15 protein-coding genes are annotated in these 20,933 nt (G+C 65.9%); 9 read left to right on the top strand and 6 right to left on the bottom strand.

From position 1 onward, the window contains the following. The first annotated feature begins 516 nt into the window (after nt 1-516). From map to ABQJ48_RS01125, 4 genes are all read left to right on the top strand, one after another. Nucleotides 517-1,326 carry a type I methionyl aminopeptidase gene (gene map / locus ABQJ48_RS01140; RefSeq protein WP_367835398.1) on the top strand — a complete coding sequence of 270 codons (810 nt, stop codon included), beginning with the start codon at nt 517-519 and terminating at the stop codon, nt 1,324-1,326. A 28-nt stretch (nt 1,327-1,354) separates the two neighbouring features. Beyond that, a complete protein-coding gene (locus tag ABQJ48_RS01135) occupies nt 1,355-3,934 on the top strand; it encodes a [protein-PII] uridylyltransferase (RefSeq protein WP_367835397.1) in 2,580 nt (859 codons plus the stop codon). A 388-nt stretch (nt 3,935-4,322) separates the two neighbouring features. Further along, complete coding sequence (locus ABQJ48_RS01130; protein WP_367835396.1) at nt 4,323-5,105, top strand: hypothetical protein; 783 nt, start codon at nt 4,323-4,325, stop codon at nt 5,103-5,105. After that, on the top strand, nt 5,102-6,178 hold the full coding sequence (locus ABQJ48_RS01125; RefSeq protein ID WP_367835395.1) for a pseudouridine synthase: 1,077 nt from the start codon (nt 5,102-5,104) through the stop codon (nt 6,176-6,178). The genes ABQJ48_RS01130 and ABQJ48_RS01125 overlap by 4 nt, the downstream gene beginning before the upstream one ends. Before the next feature lie 151 nt (nt 6,179-6,329). On the opposite strand, the gene def is transcribed toward ABQJ48_RS01125, so the two are convergent. From def to ABQJ48_RS01095, 6 genes are all read right to left on the bottom strand, one after another. Beyond that, the gene (def, locus tag ABQJ48_RS01120; RefSeq protein ID WP_367835394.1) at nt 6,330-6,863 is read right to left on the bottom strand and encodes a peptide deformylase; all 534 of its coding nucleotides are present in this window, start codon (nt 6,861-6,863) and stop codon (nt 6,330-6,332) included. Continuing rightward, complete coding sequence (gene ligA, locus ABQJ48_RS01115) at nt 6,860-8,932, bottom strand: NAD-dependent DNA ligase LigA (protein ID WP_367835393.1); 2,073 nt, start codon at nt 8,930-8,932, stop codon at nt 6,860-6,862. Before ligA ends, def begins: the two co-directional genes overlap by 4 nt. A 247-nt stretch (nt 8,933-9,179) precedes the next feature. Next, nucleotides 9,180-10,499, bottom strand: coding sequence for a cell division protein ZipA C-terminal FtsZ-binding domain-containing protein (locus ABQJ48_RS01110; RefSeq protein WP_367835391.1), 1,320 nt, complete (start codon nt 10,497-10,499; stop codon nt 9,180-9,182). Nucleotides 10,500-10,602: 103 nt separating this feature from the next. Further along, on the bottom strand, nt 10,603-14,121 hold the full coding sequence (smc, locus tag ABQJ48_RS01105) for a chromosome segregation protein SMC (RefSeq protein ID WP_367835389.1): 3,519 nt from the start codon (nt 14,119-14,121) through the stop codon (nt 10,603-10,605). A gap of 158 nt (nt 14,122-14,279) precedes the next feature. Further along, complete coding sequence (locus ABQJ48_RS01100) at nt 14,280-15,320, bottom strand: DMT family transporter (protein ID WP_367835388.1); 1,041 nt, start codon at nt 15,318-15,320, stop codon at nt 14,280-14,282. A 387-nt stretch (nt 15,321-15,707) separates the two neighbouring features. Further along, nucleotides 15,708-16,007, bottom strand: a complete 300-nt coding sequence (locus tag ABQJ48_RS01095; protein WP_367835386.1) for a hypothetical protein — start codon at nt 16,005-16,007, stop codon at nt 15,708-15,710. 130 nt (nt 16,008-16,137) lie between these two features. Between ABQJ48_RS01095 and dapC the strand changes: the two genes are divergently transcribed. The 5 genes from dapC to prmB all read left to right on the top strand — a co-directional run bounded on the left by dapC (nt 16,138) and on the right by prmB (nt 20,887). Beyond that, a complete protein-coding gene (gene dapC, locus ABQJ48_RS01090) occupies nt 16,138-17,355 on the top strand; it encodes a succinyldiaminopimelate transaminase (RefSeq protein WP_367835385.1) in 1,218 nt (405 codons plus the stop codon). Nucleotides 17,356-17,441: 86 nt separating this feature from the next. Beyond that, the gene (dapD, locus tag ABQJ48_RS01085; protein ID WP_367835383.1) at nt 17,442-18,269 is read left to right on the top strand and encodes a 2,3,4,5-tetrahydropyridine-2,6-dicarboxylate N-succinyltransferase; all 828 of its coding nucleotides are present in this window, start codon (nt 17,442-17,444) and stop codon (nt 18,267-18,269) included. Beyond that, nucleotides 18,269-18,634, top strand: a complete 366-nt coding sequence (locus tag ABQJ48_RS01080) for an ArsC family reductase (RefSeq protein WP_367835382.1) — start codon at nt 18,269-18,271, stop codon at nt 18,632-18,634. Before dapD ends, ABQJ48_RS01080 begins: the two co-directional genes overlap by 1 nt. 212 nt (nt 18,635-18,846) lie before the next feature. Then, on the top strand, nt 18,847-19,986 hold the full coding sequence (gene dapE / locus ABQJ48_RS01075) for a succinyl-diaminopimelate desuccinylase (RefSeq protein ID WP_367835381.1): 1,140 nt from the start codon (nt 18,847-18,849) through the stop codon (nt 19,984-19,986). 16 nt (nt 19,987-20,002) lie between these two features. Continuing rightward, entirely contained in the window at nt 20,003-20,887 is an 885-nt protein-coding gene (gene prmB / locus ABQJ48_RS01070; RefSeq protein WP_367835380.1) for a 50S ribosomal protein L3 N(5)-glutamine methyltransferase, read from the top strand. Nucleotides 20,888-20,933: the final 46 nt, after the last annotated feature.

Below are 20,933 nucleotides of genomic sequence, written 5' to 3'. Positions count from 1 at the left end.
GCGCCCGCCTTCTTCTTTGGCTGGAACGCGACGGACACCCTGGGTGCGCCGGCTTGCGAGTTGGCTGCCTGGTACTGCGTTACTTCCTTCTTGCTTCCTTCTTGGACTCGCGGCGCAGGCAACCGCCACCGCGAGAAGCTGGCCTTACCTGTTTTCTATCGCCCTTTTTGGACCATCATTTAACAATACGGGGCAATAAAAATGAGACATAGGCCGACTTAGCCAAAGATTATAGCACGCGACCATTGACCGACTCAACCTGCAGGAGGAATGGCATTTGCCGGGGAGTCGAGTTGCACCGGAGGGTGCGCCGGCGCGATGGGCCGAACGTATCCGGCGCACAAACAATGGCTTCACGGTCGATCGAACCGGCACTGGCCCCCTCGACCATCGAACGAAAGAGCGCCGCACCTGCTCGTGCACGGGCCACTACAAGCGGGTGCCCCATCGCAAAAGCCTGCGGCAGCCGCAATATGGTGAGATAATCTCGCAATAATCGCATTTCAGGCCCGACTCATGGCTATTACGCTTAAAAACGAACACGATATCGCGCAGATGCGCGTCGCCTGCAAACTCGCTAGCGAAGTGCTCGACTACATCACGCCGTTCGTCAAGGTCGGCGTCACTACGGGCGAACTCGACCGCCTGTGCCACGAATACATGCTGAAGGAACAGGGAACGGTTCCGGCGCCGCTCAATTATCAGCCGCCCGGCTATCCGCCGTATCCGAAAGCCACCTGCATTTCCGTCAACGACGTCATCTGCCACGGCATCCCCGGCGACAAGACGCTGAAAAACGGCGACGCGCTGAACATCGACATCACCGTCATCAAGGAAGGCTATTTCGGCGACACGAGCCGCATGTTCATCGTGGGTGAGGGCTCGATTCTCGCCAGACGGCTCGTGCAGACCACCTTCGAATGCATGTGGCTCGGGATCGACCAGGTCCGGCCCGGCGCGCATCTGGGCGACATCGGCTATGCCATTCAGAAGCACGCGGAGAGCCAGGGTTACAGCGTGGTGCGCGAGTATTGCGGCCACGGCATCGGCACGGTATTCCACGAGGACCCGCAGATTCTGCACTACGGCCGTCCCGGCACCGGTTTCGAATTGCAGGCCGGCATGATTTTCACCATCGAGCCGATGATCAATGCGGGCCGCCGCGACATCCGTACCATGCCCGACCAGTGGACCGTGAAGACCAAGGACCGCAGCCTGTCGGCGCAATGGGAGCACACTGTGCTCGTCACGCAAACCGGCTACGACGTGCTGACCGTTTCCGCCGGCACGCCCGCGCGCCCGCCGCTCGTCGCGGCCACCGCCTGAGCGGCCTGCGCGCCCACCGCCCCTGCCAATGAGTAGCGTTCCCGCCGTCGCCCAATCCCATGCCACGTCGCTCAAGGCGGACTACAAGGTGGCCAAAGCCGAAATCCTGGAACGCTTCAAAACGGCCACCCACGTCGACGCACTGATGGCCGCCCTCGCGCACGCAACGGACGACTCCCTGCGTGCGGCCTGGCAGACGTGCGAGATGCCGGGCGAACTGGCGCTGCTGGCCGTCGGTGGCTATGGGCGGGGCGAACTGGCGCCGCACTCGGACATCGACATCCTGGTTCTGCTGCCCGACGCGCCGCTCGAACACCGCGAAGCGCGCATCGAACGCTTCATCAGCCTCGCGTGGGATCTGGGGCTGGAACTCGGCAGCAGCGTGCGCAGCGTGACGCAATGTCTCGAAGAGGCCGCCAATGACGTGACCGTGCGCACCTCGCTGCTGGAAGCACGGCGCATCACGGGCAGCGCAGCGCTATTCGACGACTTCGTCGAACGTTACCGCGCCGCGCTCGATCCCAAAGCGTTCTTCCAGGCGAAAGTGCTGGAAATGCGCCAGCGCCACGCGAAGTTCCAGGACACGCCATACGCGCTCGAACCCAACGTCAAGGAAAGCCCGGGCGGCCTGCGCGACCTTCAGCTGATTCTATGGATCACCCAGGCGGCCGGGTTTGGCAGCAGTTGGCGCGAACTCGAAGCGCGCGGCCTCATCACCGAGCGCGAAGCGCGCGAACTGCGCCACAACGAAGGCTTCCTGAAAGCGCTGCGCGCGCGGCTGCACGTGATCGCCGGGCGTCGTCAGGACATCATGGTGTTCGACCTGCAAACGCCGGTGGCCGAAAGCTTCGACTTCAAGCCGACCGTCACCAAGCGCGCCAGCGAACAGCTGATGCGTCGCTACTACTGGGCCGCCAAGGCCGTCACGCAGCTTGCGACGATCCTGATCCAGAACATCGAGGCGCAGCTCTTTCCCAGCACGAGCGGCATTACACGGGTGCTGTCGCAGCGCTTCGTCGAAAAGCAGGGCATGCTGGAGATTGCGAGCGACGACTTATTCGAGCGCGAGCCGAACGCGATCCTCGAAGCGTTTCTGCTGTACGAGCAGACGCCCGGCGTCAAAGGCCTGTCGGCGCGCACGCTGCGCGCGATCTACAACGCACGCGACGTGATGGATCAGCACTGGCGGCGCGATCCGGAAAACCGCCGCCAGTTCCTCGAGATCCTCAAACAGCCGGCCGGCATCACCCACGCGCTTCGCCTGATGAACCAGACCAGCGTGCTCGGGCGCTATCTGCTGAACTTCAGGCGCATCGTCGGCCAGATGCAGCACGATCTGTATCACGTCTACACGGTCGACCAGCACATCCTGATGGTGCTGCGCAATCTGCGCCGCTTCGCAGTGGCCGAGCATGCGCACGAATATCCGTTCTGCAGCCAGTTGATCGCCAACTTCGACCGGCCGTGGGTGCTGTACGTAGCGGCGCTGTTCCATGACATCGCCAAGGGACGCGGCGGCGACCATTCCACGCTCGGCATGGTCGACGCGCGGCGCTTTTGCCGCAACCACGGCATCGAGGGCGAGGACGGCGAACTGGTCGTGTGGCTGGTCCAGCAGCATCTGACGATGAGCCAGGTCGCGCAGAAGCAGGACACGAGCGACCCGGAAGTGATCAAGCGCTTCGCCGAGCTGGTCGGCACCGAGCGCCGCCTCACCGCGCTTTATCTGCTGACCGTGGCCGATATCCGCGGCACCAGCCCCAAAGTCTGGAACACCTGGAAAGGCAAGCTGCTCGAAGACCTCTACCGCGCGACGCTGGCCGTGCTCGGCGGCGCGCGGCCGGACGCCCATTCGGAACTGAAATCCCGCAAGGAAGAGGCGCTCGCGCTGCTGCGTCTCGAAACCGTGCCGGAAGGCGCACAACGGGCGTTGTGGGGTCAGCTCGACGTCGGCTACTTCCTGCGTCACGACGCGGCGGACATCGCGTGGCAAACGCGCGTGCTGTTTCGCCATGTCGAAACCCCCACGCCGATCGTGCGCGCTCGTCCGTCGCCGATCGGCGAGGCGCTGCAGGTGCTGGTGTACGTCAAGGACCAGCCCGATCTGTTCGCCGGCATATGCGCGTATTTCGACCGCAACGGCCTGTCGGTGCTCGATGCACGGGTCAGTACGACCCGTCACGGGTACGCGCTCGATAATTTCCTCGTCGCGCATACCGAAGAAGACGTGCATTATCGCGATATCGCCAATCTGGTCGAGCAGGAACTGACCGCCCGCCTCACCGGCCACGGGACCCTGCTGCCGGGACCGTCCAAGGGACGTTTGTCGAGGCTGTCGCGAACCTTCCCTGTCACGCCGCGCGTCGATCTTCGGGCCGACGAGCGCGGCCAATACTACATCCTGTCCGTGTCGGCGAACGACCGGCCAGGCCTTCTTTATTCGATCGCGCGTGTGCTGGCCGAGCATCGGGTCGGCGTCGCTTCGGCGCGGATCAATACGCTCGGCGAACGCGTCGAAGACGTGTTCCTGCTGGATGGACACGGTCTGTCGGACAACCGCCTGCAAATTCAGGTCGAGACCGAACTGCTGCGCGCGATCGCAGTGTGAGATTTCATGCGAGTCAAATTAACAGCCAAGCACCCGCGGCCGGCTTCGTCCGAACGCGCCCCTGTCCGTACCGGCAGCACGTCGGCGCGTAAGCCGACGCGCCCGGCGGGACCCAAGCCGTCGACGGCGGGTTTCAGCGGGGCGCGGGGTGAAGGCACGGGTGGCGCGGGCAAGCGGCCGGCGGGCGGCAAGCCGGCGGGTGGCAGTGCGGGTGCGCCGCGTGCCGAGCGGTCGTTTCCGCGCGAGCGGGACGCGGGTGCCGCGGGTGCAGCGCGTCGGGCCGCGTCGGATCGGCCGCCGCGCCGGGAAGGGGCTGCCGCGGAGCGCGGGCCGCGCCGTGAGGACGGGGAACGCGCGCCGCGCCGTTTCGAAGGTGGTGGCGAGCGTGGTGAACGCGCCCCCCGGCGCTTTGAAGGCGGTGCTGAGCGCGGTGAACGCGCGCCCCGGCGCTTTGAAGGCGGTGCTGAGCGCGGCGAACGCGCGCCTCGGCGGTTTGAAGGCGGTGCTGAGCGCGGTGAACGCGCACCCCGGCGGTTTGAAGGCGGTGACGACCGAGCACCGCGCCGCTTCGGGAACACGGGCGATCGAAACGAACGCGGCCCTCGGCGCGACGACGGCGAACGACGCCCGTCCACCGGAGCGAGGCCAGGCGCTGGCCGTCCGTCGGAAAATGCACCCCGCGGTGAACGCCCGACGGGCCGTGGACGCGACGCATCCGCTCGCCCCGGTTTTGGCAGCGACCGTGGCGCTCCACAAGATCGTCGCAGCAGCGACCGCGGACCGCGAAGCGAGAGCGTGCCGCGCCGCTTCGAAGGCGCAGGCGAACGCGCGCCAAGTCGCTTCGAAGGCGCAGGCGAACGCGCACCGCGCCGTTTCGAGAATACCGGCGATCGCAACGAACGCGGCCCTCGCCGCGACGACGGCGACCGTCGCCCGTCCACCGGAGCGCGCCCAGGGGCCGGCCGTCCGTCGGAAAATGCACTGCGAGGCGCACGCCCCATGGCCCGCGAACGCGACGCGTCCTCTCGCCCCCGTTTCGGCAGCGACCGTGGTGCTCCGCAAGAGCGTCGCAGCGGCGATCGCAGCCCGCGCAGCGACAGCGTCCCGCGTCGTTTCGACAGCGAGCGCGGCTCGACCGAACGCGGCGAGCGCAGCTTTTCAAAACCCGTGAAAAGCGGCTACGGCGACCGCGCTGACACTGCGGCACGCGCTCCGCGCGACGGCTACGAGCGCGGCGACCGTGCCCCGGCCAAACGCGAGTCCAACGATCGCCCCGCGCGCAGCAGTGAACGCAGCGAGCGCCCGTCGCGCAGCTTCAACACCGCGCAGCCGTCGGCGCCGCGCCGCTTCGGCGACGACCGCGCGGCCCGCGCCGACAAGCCGCGCGCCGCCACGTCAGCGACACGCACGCAGCGCCGCGATGACCGTAGCGGCGCCGACGCCAATCCCGCCCCGCGCACGCCCCGTCGCGATTACGAGGACGCGCCTGGCACCTTGCGTCTGTCGAAGCTGATGTCCGAGCTCGGCCTGTGCTCGCGCCGTGAAGCGGACGAGTGGATCGAAAAGGGCTGGGTGCTCGTAGACGGAGAGCGCATCGACACCTTGGGCACCAAGGTTCGTCCGGACCAGCGCATCGAGATCGACCCCGCCGCCGAAGCCGCGCAAGCTAGCCAGATGACGGTGCTGATCCACAAGCCGATCGGCCTCGTGTCGGGCCAGGCGGAAGATGGCTATCAGCCGGCGATCACACTGGTCACGCCGGAGAATCGCTGGGAAGGCGACCACTCCGAAATCCGCTTCTCCGTCGCGCACCTGCGCCAACTTGCGCCGGCCGGCCGTCTCGACATCGATTCGACGGGCCTCCTGGTGCTGACGCAGGACGGCCGCGTCGCCAAGCAACTGATCGGCGGCCATTCGGAGATCGACAAGGAATACCTGGTGCGGGTGGCCTATGGCGAACACGCCACAGACGTCGAAAGCCACTTCCCGCAGGAAAGTCTCGAACTGCTGCGTCACGGACTGTCGCTCGACGACGTGCCGCTCAAGCCCGCACAGGTCAGCTGGCAGAACGGCGAGCAGTTGCGTTTCGTGCTGCGCGAAGGCAAGAAACGCCAGATCCGGCGGATGTGCGAACTGGTCGGCCTCGAAGTGATCGGCTTAAAGCGTGTGCGCATGGGTCGCGTGATGCTGGGCGCCCTGCCGCCGGGCCAATGGCGCTACTTGGCGGCGGACGAATCGTTCTGAGAACGTCTTTTTGAGCAAGCCGCGAGCGCAGGCGCTCGAGCGCGAGGCGGTCACTCCAATGAAAAACCCACGTGTTTGCGTGGGTTTTTTATTGCCGGCTCGACCGGCGGGGCGCGCTCAAGCTGCCGCACACAGTAACTGCGCAGCAACCTCAGTCGTCGCTATTCGGATCCATATCCGGAAACAGCACTTCAGTGAAGCCGAACTTTGCGAAATCGTTGATTCTCATCGGATATAGCTTGCCGATCAGATGATCGCACTCGTGCTGCACGACACGCGCGTGAAACCCCTCGGCGACCCGGTCGATCGGTTTGCCGTACTGATCGAAGCCGTGATACTTGATCATCGAAAACCGGCTCACCGCCCCACGCAAACCGGGCACCGACAGACAACCTTCCCAGCCCTCTTCCATGTCGAGCGAGACCGGGCTCACGGTCGGATTGACCAGCACCGTCTCCGGCACCGACGGCGCGTCCGGATAGCGCGCGTTCGTGCCGAAGCCGAAGATCACCACCTGCAGATTGACGCCGATCTGCGGCGCCGCAAGGCCTGCGCCGTTCGCGTCGTGCATGGTCTCGAACATGTCTTTGACCAGTTCATGCAGTTCTGGCGTGTCGAAGTGATCGACTGGATCGGCAATGCGCAACAGGCGCGGATCGCCCATCTTGAGAATTTCGCGGATCATGACTGCCCCTCCAGGAGCTTACGCATACCATCTTCGTCGAGCACGGGGATACCGAGTTCCTCGGCCTTCGCCAACTTGCTGCCGGCTTCCGCCCCGGCCACCACATAGTCCGTCTTTTTCGACACGGACCCCGCCACTTTCGCGCCGGCTGCCTCGAGCATTTCCTTCGCCTCCTCGCGGGCGAGCCTCGGCAAGGTGCCGGTCAACACGACCGTCTTGCCGGCCAGCACGCCTTGCGGCTTCTTCGGCGCGGGGGGCCCTTCGGGCCAGCTGACCTTGCCCGGCGCGCGCAACTGCTCGATCACCGTGCGGTTGTGCTCTTCGGCGAAGAACTGATGGATCGACTCGGCGACTACCGGCCCAACGTCGTTGACTTCCAGCAATGCTTCGACCGATGCCTCCATGATCGGGTCCAGCGAGCCGAAGTGCTTCGCCAGATCTTTCGCCGTCGATTCGCCCACGTGGCGAATGCCGAGCGCGTAGATAAAGCGCGCCAGCGTGGTGTGCTTGGCTTTTTCCAGCGAGCCGAGCAGGTTCTGCGCAGATTTTTCGGCGAAGCGGTCGAGTTCCGCGAGCGTCGCGAAGCCGAGGTTGAACAGATCGGCCGGCGTACGCACCAGATTCTGTTCGACCAGTTGATCGATGATTTTTTCGCCCAAGCCGTCGATATCGAGCGCGCGCCGCTGCGCGAAGTGCCACAGCGCCTGCTTGCGCTGCGCCGGACAGAACAGCCCGCCGGTGCAGCGCGCGATCGCCTCGTCGGGCAACCGCTCGATGTTCGAGCCGCACACCGGACACTGCGTCGGCATCACGAACTGGCGAGCATCGGCCGGACGGCGTTCGAGCAGCGCGCTCACCACTTCGGGAATCACGTCGCCGGCGCGCCGCACGATCACCGTGTCGCCGATGCGGATGTCTTTGCGGCGCACTTCGTCTTCATTGTGCAACGTGGCGTTGGTCACCGTCGCCCCGCCGACGAACACGGGTTCGAGCCGCGCGACCGGCGTGATGGCGCCGGTGCGGCCGACCTGCACGTCGATCGCGACGAGTCGGGTCAGCGCTTCCTGCGCCGGAAACTTGTGCGCCAGCGCAAAACGCGGTGCGCGCGACACGAAGCCGAGCGCATCCTGCTCGTCGCGCCGGTTCACCTTATAAACCACGCCGTCGATGTCGTACGGCAGCGAGTCGCGCTTCTCGCCGACCGCGTGGAAGAAGTCCAGCAAACCTTCGGCGCCGTGCACCACCGCGCGTTCGCCGTTCACCGGCAGGCCGAGCTCCTGATACCAGTCGAGCAGTCCGCTATGCGTGGCCGGCATTTCGATGCCTTCCAGCACGCCGATGCCATAAGCAAAAAACGACAGCGGCCGCGCAGCGGTGATCTTCGAATCGAGTTGCCGCAAGCTGCCCGCCGCCGCATTGCGCGGATTGGCAAATTCCTTTTGCCCGGCGGCGCGCTGGCGTTCGTTCAGACGTTCGAAGTCGCGCTTGAACATCAGCACTTCGCCGCGCACGTCGAGCAGGTGCGGCACCCGCTTGCCTTTGAGCCTCAGTGGAATGGAGCGGATCGTGCGGACGTTTTCAGTGACGTTCTCGCCGGTGGCGCCGTCGCCGCGCGTGGACGCCTGGACGAACGCGCCGTCGACGTAGCGCAGCGAGATCGCAAGACCGTCGAACTTCAGCTCGGTGGCGTATTCGACCGCGACCGGCACCGGCGACGCGTTCCCGTTCTTGCCGAGCGCGTCGCTGACGCGCTTGTCGAATGCGACGATGTCTTCGTCGGCGAAACCGTTATTCAGCGACAGCATGGGCTGGTCGTGCACGACCGGCTCGAAGCCGCTTGCCGCCTCGCCGCCTACGCGCTGGGTGGGCGAGTCCGGCACGATCAGATCGGGATGCTCCGACTCGATGCTCTCCAGCTCCTTGAACAGCTTGTCGTATTCCGCGTCCGGCAAGTCCGGCTGGTCGAGCACGTAGTACGCATAGTTCGCGCGTTCGAGTTCCGCGCGCAGCCATGCGGCGCGTTCGGCGGGAGCGCTGGTTGCAGGGGAAGAGGCGGAAGTTCGGGCCATGCTTGCGGACGGTTGGGTGGGTCAATTCAGACCTTGGATTATCGCAGGAAGCGTGCCCCTTTACATCGTCCGAATGGCCAGGTGTCGGGTCGATCTCAGTGGGTGGTCAGCGGTAGGAAGACGCACATGAGCCAGGCACATGAGCCAGGCACAGCAGCCACGACAGATCGAGCCCGGCAAGCGTCGCCGCAAACGGCGACGGCCGCACATCGTGCGGCCGTCCGGCGCTTCGCAATAGCTATGCGGCTTACTGGCTGAACAAGCGCCGCGTGGCGGGCGACCCGGCCGGAATGCCCGCTTGTTCGAGTTTCGCGTAGAGCGTCATCAACTGCTTCTCGATGGCGAGCAACGCGGTTTCCGGCAACGGACGGCGGCCATCGTCGACTACCCGTCCGCCAATGCGCTCGGCCAGCGATTTCGCGTAGTCGCACATGAGCCGGAACGGCAGGATGTCTTCGTCGGCGACCGGCACGTCGAGCACGAGCGTGATCATCTGGCCGCCCTTGTACGTGAGGTCGTCGCGCAGGAAATTGGTGTCGCCGAATTGCAGCATGAACACCGGACTCTGGCGTGCGTCGAGCTTGACGAAACGCGTGCCGTCGCGCGAGAGCAGCAAGCCGTCCTGCGACGCGACCGCCTGCACGTAGTTGGCCGACCAGGGCGCGCCGTCCGACAGCACGTTGATCGACAGTTGCGCGTCGCATTGCGCGGCGAAGCCGTCGAGTTCGCGCGCCATCGCGACCGTTTCGAGCATATCGGGGAATTCCGGCGCCGCGTCGAGCGCGTCGGCGAAATGCTGCACGCCGGTGACGAACTCCGAGAATTCGAGCTCGTTCAGCGCACCGCTACGGTTGGCCAGTTGCGCGGCCGCGCGAAGCTCTTCATAGCGCACGCCGTTTTGCAGCAGCTCCCATGCGCCGCCCTCGGGCTTGCCTTCGATATGCACTGGCTTGCTGCCCGCGCGACGCAGGCGCTGCGCGAGCGGCAGCACCTTATCGCCCGCGACCGGCCCGTTCAGGCGAATCGGCACGATGCAGTCGATGCGTCGATCGACGACAGCCGGCGGCGCCGCCGAGAACGTCGTGGCGGCAGGCAAGATCGGCTCGGCCAGTTCGGCTGCCTGGCTAGCCTCGCGCGCGGCTGGCGCGGCTCGAGGGGACTCGCCAGCCGGGACGGGATGCGCGCCTTCCCCTTCCGCCTCGGCGACGCCCTCGGCTTCCGGCAAACCGTTCGGCGTGATCGTCTCGGCCTGGATATCGGCCGGCGTGTCGAGCGGCGCGACCGATACGCCCGGGTTGCCGCCAAAAGTCGGCTCGACGCGCGCCGCCGTCGTTTCGGCAGCCGCGTCGGAACCCACCACCGGTTCGCGGCGCGAGGTCGGCCGGGCCGGTTCGATGAACGGACTCTGCTCCTGCTGATCGTCCCGCGCGAAGCTCTCGACGGTCTCGGCGGGCATTGACCGCGGCATCTTGCGACGCACCTTCGCGCCCTGCCACGCGTTGTACACGACCACGCCCCCCACCACCACGGCACCCGCGCCAATCAAACCGAGTGTCAACTCGTCCATGCATGCTCCATCAGCAATTCTTCTATCCGCGCGGTTTGTGCGCTCGCTCCACGTCGCGCGGCGTTGGCCGCTGCTGAACCGCGAGCGCCCGCGAAGGCTTGAATCAAACGATATTCTGGGCGAAACCCGCCGCCGTTTCCATGTCGACCGCCACGATGCGCGACACGCCTTGCTCCTGCATGGTCACCCCGATCAGCTGCTGTGCCATTTCCATCGCGATCTTGTTGTGCGAGATGAACAGGAACTGGGTCTTGTCCGACATCGCCCGCACGAGGTTGGCGAACCGTTCGGTATTGGCGTCGTCGAGCGGCGCGTCCACTTCGTCCAGCAGACAGAACGGCGCCGGATTCAGCTGGAACATCGCGAACACCAGCGCGGTCGCGGTCAGCGCTTTCTCGCCGCCCGACAGCAGATGGATCGTCGAATTCTTCTTGCCCGGCGGCTGCGCCATCACCTGCACACCGGCGTCGAGGATTTCGTCGCCGGTCATGATCAGCTTCGCCTGGCCGCCGCCGAACAGGCGCGGGAACAGTTCGCCGAAGTGACGGTTGACTTCGTCGAAGGTGCCTTGCAACAGCGTGCGCGTTTCGGCGTCGATCTTGCGGATGGCGTCTTCGAGCGTCTCGATCGCGCTCGTCAGGTCGGCCGATTGCGCGTCGAGGAAAGACTTGCGCTCGGTGGCGGCCTTCAACTCGTCGAGCGCGGCCATGTTGACCGGGCCGAGCGCGGCGATTGCGTTGTTGATGCGCGTGACTTCGCCCTGCAGATACGACGGCTTCATGTCCGGCGTGAGCTTGCCCTGCAGTTCGGCCAGGTCGACGCCCGCCGCCTCGAGTTGCTCGATGAACTGCTCGCCGTTCAGGCGCGCGGCCTGCTCCTTCAACTGCAATTCGTTGATGCGCTCGCGCAGCGGTTGCAGCGCGCGCTCGGCGGTGAGGCGCGCTTCGTCGGCGGAGCGGAGTTTGGCGGTCAGGTCGTCGAGTTCGAGGCGTGCGGCGTGCAGCGCTGCTTCCTTGACCGAACGGACGTCGAGCGCGTCCTGCAAGCCGGTGTGCGCGGTCTGCTCGTTGATGGTTTCGAGTTCGGCGCGCGCGTCTTCCAGCGACACCGCGACGCGCTCGCTCTGCTCATGCGCGACCTGAATGCTGCGCTTCAATTCGTCGATGCGGTTGGCCATGTTGCGTGCGGCGAAGCGCGCGTCGGTGGCGGCGCGGTCGAGCTCGCGCGCCTGGCCGCGCGCGGTGCTCAGCGCTTCGTCGAGCGCTTCGAAGGCGAGCTGGTGATCTTCGAAACGCGCCTGCAATTGCGCGAGTTCGGCGTCGTGCCGCTCGAAATTGGCTTCCGACTCCGCACGCATCGCGCGCTGCTCTTCGATTTGCGCGGTGATCTCTTCGAGTTCCTCGCGAATCTGTGTGCTGCGCTGCGTATAGCGCTCATGCGCCTGGGTGAGCTTGAGCACATCCATCTGCAGCGCGTGCACGCGCTGCGTCGCGCGCTCGGCCTGCTGACGCAGCTCGGTCAGCGCTTGCGCGGCTTGCGTATGGGCGGCTTCGGCGCGGATCGCGGCGGCCTTCGCTTCATCGGCGAGCAAGGCCTGCGCGCGCACCTGGCGCGCGAGATTTTCGATTTCCTGCTCACGGGCCAGCATGCCGGCCTGCTCGGAATCGGCCGCATACAGTTGCACGCCCACGCGCGTCACCACGTGACCCGCCTTCACGACGAACGAGCCGCCTTCGGGCAATTGCGAGCGCATGGCGAGCGCCTGCTGCAGATCGTCGGCGGCGAACGCGAGGCCGAGCCAGTCGTTCAGCACCGCGCGAATGCCGGCGTCGTCGATGCGCACGAGCGACAGCAGCGGCCGCAGCGCGGGCGGCGTGGCGACCGGCTGGCCGGCCGCGGGCGGCGCGTAGAACGCGAGCTTGGCGGGCGGCGCGTCGGTAGCGAATGCCTTGACCCAGTCGAGGTTCGACACCTGCAGCGCGGCAACGCGCTCGCGCAGCACCGCTTCGAGCGCGGTTTCCCAGCCGGCTTCGACGTGCAGCTTCTTCCATAGACGCGGCAAGCCGCCCAGCTCGTGCTTTTCGAGCCACGGCTGGATCTTCCCTTCGGTCTGGACGTTTTCCTGCAACTGCCTGAGTGCGGCCAGACGCGCATCGAGCTGATGAATCTGCGCGTTTTCGGCCTGCACGCGTTCCTGTGCGGTGCGGCGTTCGCCGTCGAGGCGAGGCAGCGTTTCCTGCGCTTGCCCGAGACGCGCTTGCGCATCATGCAAAATCTCTTCGTGCTCGGCGAGCTGCATGCGCAGTTCTTCGAGCTGCGCTTCGTCCGGGGCGTCGAGACCGCCCGCTTCCAGCTTGAGCCGCTCGTGTCGCTGCTGCAACTGCTGCAATTGCTGATCGGCATTGCGCTGATGCGCGGCTTCGAGCTTGAGTGCCTGTTCGGTCTGCGCGATGCCGCCGCGCTCGGCGTTCAGCTCGGTCTGCGCATCGCGCCAGCGCGCTTCGAGCGCGGGCATCGCGTCGTGCTTGGCGGCGGCTTCGTCTTCGGCCAGCGTGGCTTTTTCTTCGGCGACGCTCAGGTGTGCTTCAGCGTCCTCGAGATCGCCTTGCGCCTTTTCGGCTTGCGACTGCCACTGCTCGCGTTGCGCGCTCAATGCGGCGATCTGCGCCTGTACACGGTTGCGCGATTCGACGATGAACCTGATCTCGGCTTCGAGCCGGCTGACTTCCGAGTTCGCTTCGTACAGCGCGCCTTGCGCGCCCTGCATGGCGTCGCTCGCCGAGTAGTGCGCAACGCGCAGCGTTTCCAGTTGCGCTTCGACTTCGCGCAGCTTCGCGGTTTGCGCTTCGAGGTCGATCTGCGCCTGTTCGATCGCGCGCTGCTGGCGTTGCTGCTCGCTGCCGGCTTCATTCTTGCGCAACAGCCACAGCAGACGCTGCTTCTCTTCGCCGTCGGTCTGCAGTTCCTTGTAGCGCGTGGCGACCACGGCCTGCCCTTCGAGCTTCTCGAGATTGGCGCCCAGTTCGCGCACGATGTCCTCGACCCGCGTCAGATTCTCGCGCGTGTCGTGCAGACGGTTCTCGGTCTCGCGGCGGCGTTCCTTGTACTTCGACACGCCGGCGGCCTCTTCCAGGAACACCCGCAGCTCTTCGGGCTTCGCCTCGATCAGCCGCGCGATCATGCCCTGCCCGATGATCGCGTACGCGCGCGGCCCGAGGCCGGTGCCGAGGAAGATGTCCTGAATGTCGCGGCGGCGCGCCGGCAGATTGTTGATGTAGTAGCTCGAGGTGCCGTCGCGCGTGAGCACGCGCTTGACGGCGATTTCGGCATACTGGCCCCACTGGCCGGCGGCGCGGCCGTCGGCATTGTCGAACACCAGTTCGACGCTGGCGCGGCTGCCGGGCTTGCGCGCCGTCGAGCCATTGAAGATCACGTCCTGCATCGACTCGCCGCGCAGCTCCGAGGCACGCGATTCGCCGAGCACCCAGCGCACGGCGTCGATGATGTTGGACTTGCCGCACCCGTTCGGTCCCACCACGCCGACGAGCTGGCCCGGAACCTGGAAATGCGTGGGATCGACGAATGACTTGAAGCCAGCGAGTTTGATCGAGGTCAGACGCACGGCGATTTCGCTGTTTGAAAAGGGAAAAAAATGGGTGGCTCGTGAAGGCCGCGAGCGCCGTTCGCCGATGCAGCGAAACGGCCCGCGAACCCCGCAAACCCTCGGAACACGGGCGCCGGCTGCACACGCTCGCGCATGCGTCGGCTAATGAGGGGCAATCATACCATCGCACGTGGACGATTCTTACCGCCCTTACGGTCGCCCGGACCGTTCGCGCCCATGCTATCTGTTCCACCCGTGCCGCCCGCGCTGCCGTTGCCGCCGTGCGCGGGCTCGCTCGCGTCCTCGGTGGAGGGGTCGGGCGGCAACGCCTTGCTCCGGTGCACCCAGCTCGATAGCGCCGAAGCCAGCACGATGCACACGCCGCCGGCCCATTCGCGCGGGCCCGGGGTCTCGCCGGCGAACAGCCACGCGGACAACGCCGTGACCACGAGTTCGAACAGCATGATGATCGACGCCCGATTGGCCGGCACGCGGGCGAGGCCGTACTGCACCAGCATATTGTTCGATGCGAGCAGCAGACCGAGGCCGAGCACCAGCAGCGCGGCGGTGCCCAGATGCGCGCCGGTGGGCGGCGCGGGCATCGCTTCGAACAGCGACGCGCACGCGCTGAAGATCGCCGCGCCACCGAAGATCACCGCGGTGCGCATTTCCGGCTTCATGTCCGGCAGCACGCGGCTCGTCTTGAGGATCAGCACGTTGCTCATCGCGAAGCCCATGCCGCCCGCGAGGCCCGCCCATTCGGCGAGATTGCCGGGCATCGGCAAGCCGAGCCGAGGCGACCACAGCATGGTCATTGCGCCCGCCAGCGACAGCGCCGCCAGCGCCGCGCCCGACCAGCTCAGCCGTTCATGCAGGATGAAGTGTGCAAACAGCGCGGTCCATGCGGGGGTGAGATAGAACAGCAGCAGCACGCGCATGACCTGCCCGTGAATCGAGCCCCACACGAAGCCGAGGTTGGTGATACCCGCTGCAAGAGCCAGCGCCGGTAGCAGCCAGTGCCAGCTCACGGTCTTGAGCGCGCGGCGGCGCACCAGCAGCACGAACAGGCAGCCAGCGCCGCTCGTCAGCGCGCTGGCCGCCGTGCCGGTGACGCCGAGGGCCGCCAGCATGCGCAGCGGATACCAGATCATTCCCCATACCGAGGCGCCCAGCATGATCGCGAGCGTCGGCCAGCCGTTGCGAAGCCAGTTGTTCATCGCGCGGCGCTCCGGGGGGTGGGGCGTGTGGGCTTGCCGGTGGTGCTTTTCGCGCACGGGTTGGCGGTGCGGCTAGCGACGGGGGCTGTGATATCGTCGCCGTCGCGGACTGTGGCCCGGTTCCGACCGTTCGGCCAGATCGTCTTCGGGACTGCTGGGTACATTGCTGCTCCTGCATTTTTATCGCGAACCGTCCGGGGGCGCGTCGTTCCTGCTGCAACGCTTTGTGCGCCGTCTGACCGGTTGCGCCATTGCATCATGGCGCGCTGTGTCTTTCCAGTCGGCGCTCGTTTTCGGGCGGTCCCTGGTTGCCTGGTCGCGGTCGTCTGAGGATGTTGCGGCTGCCTGCCGCTCTTGCCACTGTGTCCGCTGCATGCCGCCCTGCCACTATTGCGGCACTCGCCCTGTTTTGCCGGCACTCCCGCTGTTGCCGCTGTTGCCGCTGTTGCCGCTGTTGCCGCTGTTGCCGCTGTTGCCGCTGTTGCCGCTGTTGGCGCTGTTGCCGCTGTTGCGGTTGCCCACCGATGCTGTTGCCGCGGCCCAGGCTCCCGCTTGCCAGTAGCTGTCGCTACAGGCCAGGTGCAGCCAGGCTGCACCGCCGAGCCGCTCGCGCCATCTTGGCCGTCCGCCCCAGGGCATCGCGCCAACTGTCGTCACCCCAGTGCGCGCCGCGCCAATGTTCACCACGCTATAATCATCCGCTCGCCGCCGTTGCCGGCCGGTCGGTCCCGCGCAGTCGACACTCGTTGCCGCCCCGCGCGTGTCCCGCTCTTTCCAGCGCGCGTGTGCCCATCTTCGATCAGGCTCGATCCGCCCCGTGAACCCGCTACTCGATTCGCTTCAGCCCTATCCGTTCGAAAAGCTGCGCGTGCTTTTTGAAGACGTCACGCCGCCAGCCGGCCTTGCGGCTATCAGCTTTGGCATCGGCGAGCCGAAACATCCGACGCCGCCGTTAATCCGCGACGCCGTGATCGCATCGCTCGGCGGCCTCGCCGCGTATCCTGCCACGCTCGGCACACCGGCGCTGCGCGAATCGATTGCGCAGTGGATCAAGCAGCGCTACCGCCTGCCGTCCATCGATCCGGCCACCGAGGTGCTGCCGGTAGCGGGCTCGCGGGAGGCGCTGTTCGCGCTCGCGCAGACCGTACTCAACCCGCAGCGCGACCCAGGCAGCGAGCCTGCGATCGTACTCTGTCCGAACCCGTTCTACCAAATCTACGAAGGCGCGGCGCTTCTTGGCGGCGCGCAGCCGTACTTTGTCAATAGCGACCCCGCGCGCAACTTCGCGTGCGACTACGCGGCGGTGCCGGCCGACATCTGGGCGCGCACGCAACTGCTGTACGTCTGCTCGCCGGGCAACCCGACCGGCGCGGTGCTCACGCTCGACGACTGGCGCGAACTGTTCGCGCTGTCGGAGCGCTACGGCTTCGTAATCGCATCGGACGAGTGCTACTCCGAGATCTATTTCGACGAAGCGCATCCCCCGCTCGGCGGCCTGGAAGCCGCGCACAAGCTCGGCCGCGGCTTCGAGCGTCTGGTCATGCTGTCGAGCCTGTCCAAGCGCTCGAACGTGCCGGGCATGCGCTCGGGCTTCGTCGCCGGCGACCCGGCGATCCTCAAGGCCTTCCTGCTCTACCGCACCTACCACGGCGCGGCGTTGTCGACTGTTTTCCAGAGCGCGAGCATTGCGGCCTGGAACGACGAAACGCATGTGCGCGAGAACCGCGCGAAGTACCTGCAAAAGTTTTCCACGGTCACGCCGATGCTCGCCGAGGTGCTCGACGTGCGTCTGCCGGATGCGGCGTTCTACCTGTGGGCGAACGTCTCGCGCACCGGCCTCACGGATACCGAGTTCGCCCGGCGCCTGCGCGCCGACTATAATGTGACGGTTCTGCCGGGGTCGTTCCTCGCGCGCACTGCGCACGGCGTGAACCCCGGCCGCAATTTCGTGCGCCTCGCGCTGGTCGCCGACGTCGACGAATGCACCGAGGGCGCGCAACGGATCGTCGATTTTTGCCGGGCGGTCGCTGGCTGAGATCGGCGAGGCAGCTCGCGAATTTCACGCAAGGCCGCGCGCGGCATCCCCTTCTTCAGACTTCTACTCTTCAGAAAAGCACGCATATGTCGCAACAACTTCAGCAGATCATTGACACCGCCTGGGAAAACCGCGCCGAACTGTCACCGAAGGCCGCTCAGGCCGAAGTGCGCGAAGCCGTCGCGCACGCGATCGAGCAACTGGACAAGGGCGCGCTGCGCGTCGCCGAAAAAAAGGGCGGCGACTGGGTCGTCAATCAATGGCTGAAAAAAGCCGTGCTGCTGTCGTTCCGTCTCGAAGACAACGCGCCGATGCCGGCCGGCGGCTACAGCCAGTTCTACGACAAGGTGCCCTCCAAGTTCGCCAGCTACACCGCTGAAGACTTCGCCGCCGGCGGCTTCCGCGTGGTGCCGCCCGCCATCGCGCGCCGTGGCTCGTTCATCGCGAAGAACGTCGTGCTGATGCCGTCGTACACCAACATCGGCGCCTATGTCGACGAAGGCACGATGGTCGACACCTGGGCCACCGTCGGTTCCTGCGCGCAGATCGGCAAGAATGTGCACCTGTCGGGCGGCGTGGGCATTGGCGGCGTGCTGGAGCCGTTGCAGGCCAACCCGGTCATCATCGAAGACAACTGCTTCATCGGCGCGCGCTCGGAAGTGGTCGAAGGCGTGATCGTCGAAGAGAACTCGGTCATTTCGATGGGCGTGTACCTCGGCCAGAGCACCAAGATTTACGATCGCGAAACCGGCGAAGTCAGCTACGGCCGTATTCCGGCAGGCTCGGTGGTGGTGGCGGGCAACCTGCCGTCGAAAGATGGCTCGCACAGCCTGTACTGCGCGGTGATCGTCAAGAAGGTCGACGCGAAGACGCGCGCGAAGGTCGGCCTGAACGAGCTGTTGCGAGGCGATTGATGGCGCGCGGCACCAAAACCGTCGTCTACGGCATCCCGAACTGCGACACCGTGAAGAAAGCCCGCGTCTGGCTGCAAGAGCACGGCGTCGAGTTCGAGTTTCACGACTTCAAGAAGGCCGGCGTGACCGAGCCGCTCGTGCAGGACTGGCTGAAGGACGTGAAGCTCGACGCGTTGCTCAACCGCCGCGGCACGACATGGCGCGCGCTGTCCGACAGCATGAAGGCGGCTGCCGAAACGCAGCCCGGCGCGATCGCGTTGATGATCCACAAGCCGTCGGTGATCAAGCGGCCGGTGCTGGTGGTCAACGGGCGGGTCAAATCGCTCGGTTTTTCGGCGGACGAATATGCGGCGCTTTTTGCGTGAACCCGTTGCGCAGAGCGCTCAACGCAACGCAGCTGTCGCGAGCCGCGCGAGCGCCGGCGCCAGAGCCGGGACCCGACGCAAAGAGCGGTGAAAGTAGCCAAGCGGTAGCAAAGTAAGCGCGGCCTCGCCGCGTGCATCAAACGCTGTTGCCGGCTGCGGTGTTCAACCGCCAGCCGGCATTTTTTCATTTCCAAGTGGCTTGCACTGAATCCATGTCCGGCACCCTCGCCCTTACCGAAGCACTGATCGCGCGCGCGTCCGTCACGCCCGACGACCAGCATTGCCAGCGCCTCCTGATCGAACGCCTGTCCGCGCTCGGCTTCGAGCACGAGACGATCGAATCGAACGGCGTGACGAACCTGTGGGCCGTCAAGCGCGGCGTCGACGGTACGCGCGGCAAGCTGCTCGCATTCGCCGGCCATACCGACGTGGTGCCGACCGGTCCGCTCGAACAATGGCATTCAGCGCCGTTCGAGCCGACGCACCGCGAGGGCAAGCTGTACGGCCGCGGCGCGGCGGACATGAAGGCGTCGATCGCCGGCTTCGTGGTGGCGAGCGAGGAATTCGTCGCGGCGCATCCCGCGCATCGCGGCTCGATCGCTTTCCTGATCACGAGCGACGAAGAAGGCCCGGCCACCGACGGCACGGTCAAGGTGGTCGAAGCGTTGCAGGCGCGCGGCGAGCGCATGGATTACTGCATCGTTGGCGAACCGACCTCGAGCACGCGGTTCGGCGACATGGTGAAGAACGGCCGGCGCGGCTCGATGTCGGGCAAGCTGATCGTCAAGGGCGTGCAAGGCCACATCGCCTATCCGCATCTGGCGAAAAATCCGGTGCACCTGCTCGCGCCCGCGCTGGCCGAACTGGTGTCCGTTCGCTGGGACGACGGCAACGAATACTTCCCGCCCACCACGTGGCAAGTGTCGAACCTGCACAGCGGCACGGGCGCGAGCAACGTGATCCCGGGCCACGCCGAAGCAATGTTCAACTTCCGCTTCTCGACGGCCAGCACCGTGGAAGGCTTGCAGGCGCGCGTGCATGCGATCCTCGACAAGCACGGGCTCGAGTACGATCTGCACTGGAGCGTGAGCGGGCTGCCGTTCCTCACGCCGCGCGGCGATCTGTCGAACGCGCTTGCACAGGCAATCAAGGACGAAACCGGCGTCACCACCGAACTGTCGACCACCGGCGGCACGTCCGATGGCCGCTTCATCGCGCGCATCTGCAAGCAGGTGATCGAATTCGGCCCGCTAAACGCCAGCATCCACAAGATCGACGAACATATCGAAGTCGCACACATCGAGCCGCTGAAGAACGTGTATCGACGCGTGCTCGAACAACTGATCGCCTGACCCAGGACTATTTGCGATGACGCTCCCGTTTTCCACTGTTCGCGACCTGCTGCGTTTTGCGGTGTCGCGCTTCAACCAGGCCGAACTGTCGTTCGGCCACGGCTCGGCCAACGCCTACGACGAAGCCGCGTATCTGATCCTGCACACGCTGCATCTGCCGCTCGACCTGCTGGACCCCTTCCTCGACGCGCGCCTGAGCGCAGCCGAGATCGACGCCGTGCTGAACGTCATCGAGCGGCGCGCCGCCGAACGTGTGCCGGCCGCGTACATCACGCAGGAAGCGTGGATGCACGGCTTCCGCTTTTATGTGGACGAGCGCGTGATCGTGCCGCGTTCGTTCATCGGCGAACTGCTGCAGGATGGTTTGCAGCCCTACGTGGAAGACCCCGAGCAGGTCAGCGCCGTGCTGGAGCTGTGCACCGGCTCGGGCTGCCTCGCGATTCTGGCGGCGCACGCGTTCCCGAACGCGGATATCGACGCAGTCGACCTGTCGGCGCACGCGCTGGAAGTCGCCACGCGCAACGTGACGGACTACAAGCTCGAGGACCGCATCGCGCTGTTCGAGGGCGACCTGTATGCGCCGCTCGCCGAACGTCGCTACGACGTGATCCTCAGCAACCCGCCTTATGTGAACGCGGCGTCCATGCAGGAACTGCCCGCCGAATACAAACACGAGCCGGAGATGGCGCTCGCGGGCGGTGCCGACGGCATGGACATCGTGCGCCGGATCATTGCCGACGCGCGTAACTGGCTGACGGACAACGGCGTGCTGGTCATCGAGATCGGCAATGAGCGCGCGCATGTCGAAGCCGCGTTTGGCGGCCTGAATCTGGTGTGGCTGTCGACCAGCGCAGGGGACGACAACGTGTTTCTGATTCAGGCGGCGGATCTGCCGGTTTGATCTTTTGATGAACGGCGCGATGCACGCGGCAGGTGGGTGCGGGCGT

It is taken from the genome of Paraburkholderia suaedae, from assembly GCF_040812055.1.
In the GTDB taxonomy this organism is placed as follows: Bacteria; Pseudomonadota; Gammaproteobacteria; order Burkholderiales; family Burkholderiaceae; genus Paraburkholderia.
The sequence above is the reverse complement of the archived record's forward strand: the minus strand, read 5'-3'. Positions and strand labels throughout refer to the sequence as shown.

Excerpts from the sequence above, each read along its gene's own strand:
- ABQJ48_RS01100 (WP_367835388.1), bottom strand. The coding sequence starts at position 15,320 with ATGAACAACTGGCTTCGCAACGGCTGGCCGACGCTCGCGATCATGCTG.
- ABQJ48_RS01080 (WP_367835382.1), top strand. The coding sequence starts at position 18,269 with ATGGCGCGCGGCACCAAAACCGTCGTCTACGGCATCCCGAACTGCGAC.
- dapE (WP_367835381.1), top strand. The coding sequence starts at position 18,847 with ATGTCCGGCACCCTCGCCCTTACCGAAGCACTGATCGCGCGCGCGTCC.
- prmB (WP_367835380.1), top strand. The coding sequence starts at position 20,003 with ATGACGCTCCCGTTTTCCACTGTTCGCGACCTGCTGCGTTTTGCGGTG.
- dapD (WP_367835383.1), top strand. The coding sequence starts at position 17,442 with ATGTCGCAACAACTTCAGCAGATCATTGACACCGCCTGGGAAAACCGC.
- map (WP_367835398.1), top strand. The coding sequence starts at position 517 with ATGGCTATTACGCTTAAAAACGAACACGATATCGCGCAGATGCGCGTC.
- ABQJ48_RS01110 (WP_367835391.1), bottom strand. The coding sequence starts at position 10,499 with ATGGACGAGTTGACACTCGGTTTGATTGGCGCGGGTGCCGTGGTGGTG.
- def (WP_367835394.1), bottom strand. The coding sequence starts at position 6,863 with ATGATCCGCGAAATTCTCAAGATGGGCGATCCGCGCCTGTTGCGCATT.
- ligA (WP_367835393.1), bottom strand. The coding sequence starts at position 8,932 with ATGGCCCGAACTTCCGCCTCTTCCCCTGCAACCAGCGCTCCCGCCGAA.
- ABQJ48_RS01135 (WP_367835397.1), top strand. The coding sequence starts at position 1,355 with ATGAGTAGCGTTCCCGCCGTCGCCCAATCCCATGCCACGTCGCTCAAG.